At 39.1% G+C, this 9470-nt stretch carries 17 protein-coding genes; 14 read left to right on the forward strand and 3 right to left on the reverse strand.

The window, feature by feature from the left end:
* Window positions 1-5: 5 nt before the first annotated feature.
* Window positions 6-800 carry a peptidoglycan-binding protein gene (locus HND50_21835; GenBank protein NOG47896.1) on the reverse strand — a complete coding sequence of 265 codons (795 nt, stop codon included), beginning with the start codon at window positions 798-800 and terminating at the stop codon, window positions 6-8.
* A gap of 335 nt (window positions 801-1135) precedes the next feature.
* Here HND50_21835 and HND50_21840 point away from each other — a divergent pair, with 335 nt between their 5' ends.
* Entirely contained in the window at window positions 1136-2017 is an 882-nt protein-coding gene (locus HND50_21840; GenBank protein NOG47897.1) for a hypothetical protein, read from the forward strand.
* Window positions 2018-2031: 14 nt separating this feature from the next.
* Here the strand turns inward: HND50_21840 and HND50_21845 are convergent, their stop codons facing one another.
* Window positions 2032-2199: a hypothetical protein gene (locus HND50_21845; protein ID NOG47898.1), complete on the reverse strand. Its 168-nt coding sequence runs from the start codon at window positions 2197-2199 to the stop codon at window positions 2032-2034.
* Between the two features lie 198 nt (window positions 2200-2397).
* Between HND50_21845 and HND50_21850 the strand changes: the two genes are divergently transcribed.
* The 13 genes from HND50_21850 (at window position 2398) to HND50_21910 (ending at window position 8833) form a co-directional block, all read left to right on the forward strand.
* Window positions 2398-2556, forward strand: coding sequence for a hypothetical protein (locus HND50_21850; protein NOG47899.1), 159 nt, complete (start codon window positions 2398-2400; stop codon window positions 2554-2556).
* A gap of 122 nt (window positions 2557-2678) precedes the next feature.
* Complete coding sequence (locus HND50_21855) at window positions 2679-2900, forward strand: hypothetical protein (GenBank protein ID NOG47900.1); 222 nt, start codon at window positions 2679-2681, stop codon at window positions 2898-2900.
* A 122-nt stretch (window positions 2901-3022) separates the two neighbouring features.
* Entirely contained in the window at window positions 3023-3277 is a 255-nt protein-coding gene (locus tag HND50_21860) for a hypothetical protein (protein NOG47901.1), read from the forward strand.
* Window positions 3270-3794: a hypothetical protein gene (locus HND50_21865; GenBank protein ID NOG47902.1), complete on the forward strand. Its 525-nt coding sequence runs from the start codon at window positions 3270-3272 to the stop codon at window positions 3792-3794. The genes HND50_21860 and HND50_21865 overlap by 8 nt, the downstream gene beginning before the upstream one ends.
* A gap of 171 nt (window positions 3795-3965) precedes the next feature.
* Window positions 3966-4883 (forward strand): SAM-dependent DNA methyltransferase, encoded by a 918-nt coding sequence (locus tag HND50_21870; GenBank protein ID NOG47903.1) that lies wholly within the window; start codon window positions 3966-3968, stop codon window positions 4881-4883.
* Window positions 4880-5281: a hypothetical protein gene (locus HND50_21875; GenBank protein NOG47904.1), complete on the forward strand. Its 402-nt coding sequence runs from the start codon at window positions 4880-4882 to the stop codon at window positions 5279-5281. The genes HND50_21870 and HND50_21875 overlap by 4 nt, the downstream gene beginning before the upstream one ends.
* A gap of 7 nt (window positions 5282-5288) precedes the next feature.
* Window positions 5289-5522, forward strand: coding sequence for a hypothetical protein (locus HND50_21880; protein NOG47905.1), 234 nt, complete (start codon window positions 5289-5291; stop codon window positions 5520-5522).
* A complete protein-coding gene (locus HND50_21885; protein NOG47906.1) occupies window positions 5519-6370 on the forward strand; it encodes a hypothetical protein in 852 nt (283 codons plus the stop codon). The genes HND50_21880 and HND50_21885 overlap by 4 nt, the downstream gene beginning before the upstream one ends.
* A gap of 2 nt (window positions 6371-6372) precedes the next feature.
* A complete protein-coding gene (locus HND50_21890) occupies window positions 6373-7461 on the forward strand; it encodes a hypothetical protein (protein NOG47907.1) in 1089 nt (362 codons plus the stop codon).
* Window positions 7451-8242 carry a hypothetical protein gene (locus tag HND50_21895; protein ID NOG47908.1) on the forward strand — a complete coding sequence of 264 codons (792 nt, stop codon included), beginning with the start codon at window positions 7451-7453 and terminating at the stop codon, window positions 8240-8242. The genes HND50_21890 and HND50_21895 overlap by 11 nt, the downstream gene beginning before the upstream one ends.
* On the forward strand, window positions 8223-8501 hold the full coding sequence (locus HND50_21900) for a hypothetical protein (protein NOG47909.1): 279 nt from the start codon (window positions 8223-8225) through the stop codon (window positions 8499-8501). Before HND50_21895 ends, HND50_21900 begins: the two co-directional genes overlap by 20 nt.
* Window positions 8502-8693, forward strand: coding sequence for a hypothetical protein (locus tag HND50_21905; GenBank protein ID NOG47910.1), 192 nt, complete (start codon window positions 8502-8504; stop codon window positions 8691-8693).
* The gene (locus HND50_21910; GenBank protein NOG47911.1) at window positions 8690-8833 is read left to right on the forward strand and encodes a hypothetical protein; all 144 of its coding nucleotides are present in this window, start codon (window positions 8690-8692) and stop codon (window positions 8831-8833) included. The genes HND50_21905 and HND50_21910 overlap by 4 nt, the downstream gene beginning before the upstream one ends.
* Window positions 8834-8844: 11 nt before the next feature.
* Here the strand turns inward: HND50_21910 and HND50_21915 are convergent, their stop codons facing one another.
* The gene (locus HND50_21915; GenBank protein ID NOG47912.1) at window positions 8845-9351 is read right to left on the reverse strand and encodes a hypothetical protein; all 507 of its coding nucleotides are present in this window, start codon (window positions 9349-9351) and stop codon (window positions 8845-8847) included.
* Window positions 9352-9470: the final 119 nt, after the last annotated feature.

Below are 9470 nucleotides of genomic sequence, written 5' to 3' on the forward strand. Positions count from 1 at the left end.
GCATTTCAATACAGTATACCTAGTTTTAGAAATGTAAGAAAAGAAACTATACCATCAGGATTTATTCCATTTTTCTTTTGAAAACTTTTGATCGCTTTCTCTAAATCAATGTCAAAGTCATCACTGATTTCCAACTTATATCCTAGTTTATTCATTTTTTGTTTTAATAATCTTACATCTTTCCCACTAAAACCAAGTTTCAGAATCCTAGAGCCTAAATTTGCTTTGGTTAAGCCCTTTTTAAATTTATAATTTTCGGAATTAAAATTTATTATATAGTATAATGTTAAGGGGCCAACTACTCCATCAATTGATAACCCAAATCGTGATTGGATATCTTTGACTATGTTTGTTGTATTCTTATCGTAAATTTGGTCTGGAATAATTGAATAAAGCAAAGTTTTTAACTTTGATTCTAATTTGGCTACATCTTTTCCTTTATGGCCTTGTTTTAGGGTTCTTGATCCCAATTCATCATTTTGCTTAGTGTAAGTTTTGGGGGTTTTTGGAGTATAACTGGGTGTAGTTGTCCTACTTGAATAATGAGATCTATGTGACGAGTGGGATCGATGTGATCGATGAGAAGCAAAAAAGAAATCATTTGAGTTAGAATATTGCTTCAATATTAAAACAGGTTTCTTTGTAAAATTTTTTTTCTTCGTGTCAAAAATGGGTGGCTCACTATCTGGCAAATCCTTTACATAATCGTTTGTATTATTAGATAATACATCCTCTGTAATGGTTCCGATACCTGTTAATCCAATAAGAACACTCCGTACTACATCATTGAGACTTTTCATTTGGCCTCCATTCATTTCCTATGATTGGTATATTGATACTATCAATTACTTATTTTGATGACCAATTATTTTTAAAACCTGTAACAAATATGATTACTTAAACGAATTATAACAAACCTAAAACTAAAGCGCCATAATTTTTTTATTTTTTTTAACTTGACAGAAGTAAGATAATGACACTAACATCAAAGTTTTAATGTTACTTAGCCATAGTAAATTAAAATCGTTGGAAAATTTAAAACAAAGTCTAAATATTAGGTAGTTTATTTTGAAGTTATCTTTTTTTTCGAATATTTTTGTTGGCAATCAAGAACCTACTTATAAGAGGGTATTCGATGAATAATTTGCAAATTCGTAATCGTATAATTGCTGATATAAACATTCAGAATATTGGTGGTGAAAAAACAATTGGTAATTATCTTCTAAGGTTAAACTTTGAACTTTCATCAAACTCCGGAATAAAAGCATTTCATCTAACTGCATTAAACTATGTAGATATTAAGCAAGGATCTGGTCGGCAAAGATATAATATTGGGCTCTGTCACTTCGATAGACTAATACTTAATCTAAGTTATACAACCCATTTAAATGTCTATATATCGTTCGATAAATATCAATTAATAGAGTTAGAGAAAATAAGAGCAGGAAAAGATCTAAATTTTGAATTAGAGATTAAATGCTTAGCAAAGGGATATGAAGAGCATGAAATTAATAAAGAAGATATTGTTGAAGCTGATGCAAAAATATATGTCAGGATTGAGCAGAGCAAATGGCTTGAAGTATTAAAGCAAATAGGGTTTTCAGAAAGCCTTCTGCTTGAAATTGAAACACCAACATTCCCCAAAAATAAGAAGTACCACAGTATTATTGATAAGTTTAAAAAAACACTCGAACTCTTACATAAAGGAGAATATACATTCGCTGTAAACCAAAGCCGAATGGTTTTAGAAGGATTAAGGAAAGAACTAAATTTAGAGATTAAAATTGGGGAGACCATAAAACAGATAAAAAATAACCCCCTGGAGATGAATAAGGATTATCGATTTCTTTATATTTTAAATGCTACAAACCATGCCTTGCAATATGGCATGCACACTGCTACTAATTCTGAAGAGACATATATTGACTATTCACAGAAAGAAGCTCAATTAATTGTTGGTAATACAGGACTTTTGGTTTCCTATTTACTTGATAAAGAACAAATAGGTGAACTATAAAGCCCCAAACCATCTCATTCAGGGCTTCCTTTTTCCAATTCATCCTTCAATCTCCAAAATTGATCAAACAACGCTGCACTCAACATCATTGCCAACGTACTCCCATCCTGCATCAAGAATTTCTGAACACCCTCAATAACTCCAAGCAAGATATTCAGCTCATTTTTCACATTCTCTTTCATTATAACCCCCCATAATTTTCAACATACTTCTCTTATGCCAGCTTTTATGGCATAAGAAGAGGGATAAGCCTATCAGTCAAAAGGGAAGGAGGAGCATTGTGGAAAAAATTAATCCTGCCTAGAAAGATCATCCTCACCATACAACCCCGTTTCAACAGCCACGAACAGAAACTCATTCTAAAGTACAACCTGTCCGGAATGAACTGGATACTAAAGCTAATCCTGAATATCGCCCGCCGTTATGCCCGGATCAAAATCACCGCTACAAAAATAATCATCCCGCTTCAATCGGATATGCCCTATAGAATAGAAGATATTTCAGGACATGATATAACCATCAACCTAAAAAGGAGATAAACATATGACCCAGGAAACCCAAACAAAGATAGAGAAAGGCGCTGTCATTGCATCCGTCATAGTCTCAGGTGTGCAGCTGGCCCTGCAAGTAACAGGTCTGTTTCGCGGAAAGGCCTAGCGACATGATGCCACCGGAAACAGAAGATAATGTCGTGGATGTGTCACTCAAGCATATAGTGCTGGCCTTTGGCGGTATTCTGTTTGGTACCGCCGTTGTAGGCACCACCATCGTTCTGGTACGTGATCATATCCGCTTTAAACGGCAGAAGTCATTTTTTGACAGCTTCAGCAACCTGATAAATTCCATTACCAATATTGGAGGAACTAAATGGAAAAAAGAGTAGATGGATATTTTATTAGTAATGATGAAGTCAACAAAGGCAAGAGGATACTTACATATGTAGGGATCGGCACCATCGCCTGGAAAGTAATGCGCTTCATTATTGCCTCACCGGTGAGATAAGCCATGGCCACAAAGTTGAGATTCAATATTAACTCACAGGCAATAGCCAAAACAGCCAGCCTGATCTCCAACAGCGTTTTATTAACAGCAAACGCTTATTTGATTGGGACCGGTTTTGCTAACAGCTTTCGGGAGCAGAAAACTATCAGCCGTAACCAGAACCTGCAGCTGACAGCTGAGATTGCCACATCCATCGCTTCACTCACCCGGGTAATTACGGACACCCTCAATAAACATAATAACAATGAGAGTGGTTAAGTATTACCCGCCCGAATCCCGCCGCTACCTTCAGCAGAACCTGCAATGCATCTACTGTGGAAACACCACAGCATTCTTTATCGATCTCAAGTTAAGACATCAGGTCATCATCCAGGATGACAGCTCCATTCTTGTTGAACCATCCAGGACAACGAAGAAGGTCTTTCATTCCATAGCCAATAATTTGGATATGGTACTGGATAATGACAATGAAGTGATCAACTGTGCCAACTGTAAGAATCCCGGTGTAGACAGGCAGGACCGCCTGCTGGATTATTGTTGGCAGGTGGGTTGTCCCGGCTGTGATGTCTGCGGCAGCTATATAGATAAGGAAGATCTTATTGAGACCTGCACAGAATGCCTCAGGGAAAACAAAGGTAAAATCGAGGAGGAAGACTGTGCCTATCAATGCATGTATTATGATAATGGATTAGACGCCGTACGCAGTCACTATGAGATAACACTGGAAGAGTTAAAGCGGGATGCGGGTTATAAACAGACACCAATGAGGACTTAGTTTAATCGAGTCCTCATTTTTTCTGGTGATACAAGAAATAATTATCCACTAATTTCACGAATTATCACGGAAAAGAAAAACTATAAAAGTTCTTGAAAATCCGTTGAGCGAATTGTGCGAAATCCACGACGCTTTATGTCGGGATGGATAAGAAAAAGAAAGAACTAAAATATGTTGAAAACTACAAAGGATAAAAAGGGATGGTTATTGCCATACCTGGTCTCACTTGACCTGATGTTTTATAAAAGATGGGATTATTGGCTAAACATATGTAGCAGAAACAGGATTCCCGATGAACCCATTCCCCCTATCGACTTCCATCCTATTCATGAATATCCCAAGAAAGAAGTGCAGAAGAATTTGAAAGATTGTTTGAAAGAAGCTACTTATCAGCTATCGCATCCTTTGCATAGTTTTGTGGACTGGATACTGTGGGGCTTCAACTACGGCAAAGAATTTCCTGTTGGCGTTACTGAGAAGATTGATGATTATTGGTATCGTACGTTTAATCTGGGATTGTTTTACAGGGAACCGGCTGATCATTGGCCCGATCTGGCCATGGATGTGATGGGAAAGAATAACCCTCTCGGATTCTTTGCTACGCCCGGTGCTGTTGTTGAGATGATGGTCAAGATGCAGTTTGGCGGCAAGCCCACCCATGAGCATAAAGCAAAAAGCGTTCTTGATCCCTGTTGCGGGACCGGCGGCATGCTGCTCTATGCCTCCAACTATTCCTTAAATCTGTTTGGACAGGACATCTCGCCACTGCTGACAAAGATAGCTATGATCAATGCCTTCATCTATATGCCCTGGATGGTTTCCAAACCAAAACATTTAAGTATATTTGATGTTCAGATCACTGAGAAAGAATTCCCATCAGGAATCAGGATACCCGTCTGTAATAATTGTGATCCGGAAAAGCAGAGTTTCTATATGGATCTGCAAACAGATTACCAATGCGAAGTTTCCAACACAGGTCATTTCACTCTGGACACACCCACCATCAGCAGCGATCTGATTAAAAGAAAACTAAAACCCGAAAACATTTCCTGCTCAGAATGCAGTAAACAAAAAGAGGAACATGCATGAGTATAATATGTATCGACTGCGGAAATCGACAGTTCTTTGATTGCGAAGTGGAAACAGTCATGGAAATCGAAATGTCCGGAGAAGGTCTTTTGTTACAACCGGCCAAGTTTGAGGATTGGAACTATGCTGAGGAAAATGTGCGTGACCAGGTAAAAGAAGCGGTGCTTTCCACAGAAAAGATGAGTGCCGATGAATTATCAATGGAAGATTATAATCCCTATTTGCGCTGCGCCGTCTGTTTTTCCGGATCCGTTTGCCGGCCTTTCTCAGACTGGTACCCAAAGAAGGCCACTGTTGGTCTGGATGAAGAAATGATTTCTAATAGAAACCTATTAAAACAGTTAAGAGGAGAAAAACAAAAATATGAAAATAAATTGCCCGTCCTGTGGCAACCATAAAAAGTTTTTGATTCCGCTCTGGGTGCGCGCCACCTTCAAGTTTACTGAAGAAGGCACTATTTCCATTCTGCATGTAAAACCTTTGGAATCCCTGGAGGAGAAACTGACCGACCAGGGTAAGACATCCTTCCAGCTCACTTGCCAGGAATGCGGTGATGATGCACTTATTAATTTCAATGAATATGAAAAGCTGGATAAGGAATCGGCAGAACGCAAAGCACTGGAAGGGATTGGCTTATGAGCGAGGATTATAAAAGCCAGATCAATCAGCAGATTAAGGATGCTGTCAACCAGTGGATAGAAGAGCTGAAGCAAAAACACCCAACTTTGCTTTTGACAAAACAGTGGAATGTATTATATCCCAAAGGTTTCCATGCCGGAAACAATCTGCTTGCAGTGGTAACAGGAGCAAAGAAGGGCAAACACCTGGTTGCAGAACTGAATATTTTCCTGCCCGATAACCTGGAGTTGGATCTTAACAGTGTGGAACTGTTGTTAAAGAACGAACCCTATACTCAAAAGAAAAAATCCGCCGGTGGGCGGACAGGCAAAAATGTACCAAGACCGATTGATGAACCGCTTGATACATTGAATGACATAATCCTGAGTGTAAACCAGTTCCTTCAAAATATCCATATCCCTGAAACTTTTCACCCGACAGCCGATCAGGCATATTCATCCAAATCGATAAACCGGCCGTCTCAAGCACATGTAAAAAATATTAATATAAAACAGAACAGTGCACCAGCTAATGTGGATGAAGTAAAGAAAGAACTACTCTATAGTCCTGCATTACCGGAATGGTACAGGACCATCGAAAGTCCATCGGTTAAGGCCGATCTTGCCCAAAAACTGGCGGAGAGCTTTGTCAGTTACCAGCAACAAACAGGCAGGAAAATCGAGTTTGTGGAGTTCTTTAATATCTTTACCGAGCATCTTAAAACCCAGAATAAGCTGCATCACTACTGCCGCTACAAAGGCCAGCCAGTCAAACTCGACTCAAACAGTTTTTGCACCGAGAGCTTCTGCTCCAAGAAACCCTATAATTCAGTCTGTAACCAAACTACTTTAAAATTTGGAGAACCTTAGTTATGTTATTTGAAATACAAACTTTTCTGCCATTAGCGGATAAGGTCTATGACCGAAAAACAACACTGGATATCCTGCACAACATATGTATCCGGGATGGATTCATGATGATGACCGATCTGAATATCTTTGTCAGGATGCCCATTAAAAATACCCGACAGTCGAACAGCCATTATTATACATTGCCCATTAAAATCCTCAAGAAAATACTTGCCACCAAACCTTCAACCTTAAGCATTGAAAAATCTACAGAAGATAAATTAAGTATAATGTTTGATGAGTGTCAGATTATTGTTCCCACTGAAAAGACAACCGATTACCCTTTTTTTCCGGATGAAACAGAAGATTTCGAAAAGATTGCTGAGTGGAACCGCGATGTGTTTAAACAGCTGGCTAAGCAGATCACCTTTGCATCCATGGATATTATGCGTGCGTCACTGACAGGCATTCTTGTAAAACAGGATGAGTATCTCAGTTCCGTAGCCACTGATGGACATGTTCTGCAATGGATCAAGAACCTGGATACAGCTAATAAATGCCTGCACTTCAAAGAATACGAATGCATCATCCCGGCGAAGGTCATCAAAATAATAGCAAGATATGTGCAGTACAAAACAGAAGCCTGGCAGTCAGAGAAATACCTGATGTTTAAGTTGGGTCACGGTATCGAGTTTGTGGTGCGCAAGATAGATGATCCTTATGTAGACTTCAAAAAAGTAATTCCTATCGAGCTGCCTAATACACTCATTTTAAACAAAGACCAGTTGCTCAAGCATATTAAATCAGCCAAGAATTTTTCCAATTCCAACACAAATCAAGCTGAGCTTAAGGCCATGAATGGTTCCATTGAATTTAAGTCCCGGGATATTGATATGAACACAGAATATCATTCCAAAATGGAAATAGAAAAAAGAGAAGGAGCTGAGATGGATGTTGCGCTCAATCTGGCGTTGCTGGAAAAGAGTGTAAACGCCATGGAAGGTGAGCTGATCGAGTGGAAATATATCGATGGTGATGGCCCCAACATTTTGAGTAGTGATGATAATACTCTTAACCTGCTTATGCCGGTCAGGAGGAACAATGAAGAATAACCTGGTAATAGACTTTCCTGAAAAGATTGAAGATAATATAGAAGATTTTAAACAGGATAGCCTTGACACTGAAACAAACTACACTGCTGCCAAGATAAAAGTCACCCGCGATCCCGAGTCAAATAATCCCATAGTTTTCTATTCTCAAGAACTCAGTAGGAATTTCAAAGATCATTCGGATAAGTTTGCTAAAAGGCATATTATCAAAGCATTTACACCATCCAACATGGAGGCCGTTGCTGATACAACTCTGGAACGAAAGTTTTCAGATACTATCCTGGCCTTTAAAAATCAAATCCCGGATTACTCACCTTTGTCTGATATTCATTCCGAGAAAATGAAACTGTTTATGGATGAAGACTCGGCCACTTTCCTCTCTGATATCGGTATAAATATCGATGGCCTCGGTGAGGATTTTGGTGGTCTACAAAGTGTCTCTGCCAACCCATTTATGGAGGACATAGCTTATAATGCCAGCCAGCTAAAAACAGAGTTAGCAGAACTACGTGGAAAATATATGCTGGTAAAAATTCAGATGTCGGAATCGTTTGAAGCTGACATAGATCCACAGAGAATGAGTGATAGTGATTTTGCTGAATGTATGGCCTTGGAGAATGTCAATGAAGGGCTTGTTCAGGCTTACCTGGCTTTCAAAGAAAAAATTAAGACATTGGAAAGCAAGCTTGGTATTGTCTCAACAGAGATATTCAATGAGACCAAATCCAAAATCCGTTTACCCAAATCACTGGAGGGACAAAACAATGCCTTATTACAAATATGATTTTGAAGGCTTGTGGTTCAGTATCTATAAACAGGTCCTCAAGCATAATGAAAACCTGGGTGATGACGGCCTCGATAAGAACCAACTAAGGGAAGTGACTACATCAATCTTTATTGCCCAGACATCCAAAGGAATGAACAAACCGCTTCTGATAAACAGTTTTATGGAGTCGGTCATAAAGAAAATCCAGTTTATAAAAGATAGAAAAAAACAGGAGGAAGTCTATAACACAATAAGTAAAATATTAAAGGAGGGATAAATGCCACTATTCGATTTTTCATGTTTGAGTTGTCACTATGTCTTTGAGAGAATCTGCGGTCTTGAGCAGGACTATCCTCCCTGTCCCATCTGTGGAGGTGAAACGGATAAAATAATGGGTGCTCCGGTAGCACACTTTAAAGGCAAGGGATTCCACTGCACGGATTATAATTCAAAGAAGCGCCGGGTATGAGTAGCAAGTACAGATGGCCGTCAAGTGCCCTGAGTGAAGAAGAAATGCAGGCCTTGTATCAAAAGAAACAGCAAACTCAGAAACCCATTAATCAATTAATAAAGGAGGCTGTAAAATTATATCTAAAAGAAGAGCGCTAGGGTCTCTTCTTTTACCTTCCATTTCTATACTTGCGGACAGTTGTATGTGAACAACCAATAAGTCCTGCAATCTCCCTGCTGCTCATATCAGGATATTTATCAATATGAAACTTTACCACTTCCTGCAGCTGTCCATTGGATGAAGTAGAAATAGCACTTTCCCTTATCTCCTTTTCCAACCAACCAAAGAGTCCCAACATGGCCGGGATAAGAAAGCCCACCGTAATTCCAATAATCAGTGCAAAGGTTCCGGGCGGCTTCCAGTCAATCATATACTTCACATTAAGTGTGATTGAGATTGTGGCAGCCAGAAGTAATATTATCTTTGCCGGAAGCAGTTGGATATGTTGCATGGAAAAATAGATTGAAGAATCAATGGCCAGGACTAGCAGGGTAGTGGTCACAAATGGAAGTAGTAATCCATTGCTGTAAAGCGATAGAATGGAATAACAGTGCTCAAAAGTAGCAAGCAGAAAAAGAAGCGGAAGGATGGTTAACCAGATTTTACGCGATGACATAAGAAGCTCCAAAATATATATATACACTACTCTTATGCCGGAAAAGAAAGCAGTATTTACTTCTTGTCGGATACTTTTTGTATCAAATCGCTGGGAGAAATTTTAAGCTGTTCGGCCAG

The organism is Calditrichota bacterium (assembly GCA_013112635.1).
In the GTDB taxonomy this organism is placed as follows: Bacteria; Calditrichota; Calditrichia; order Calditrichales; family J004; genus JABFGF01.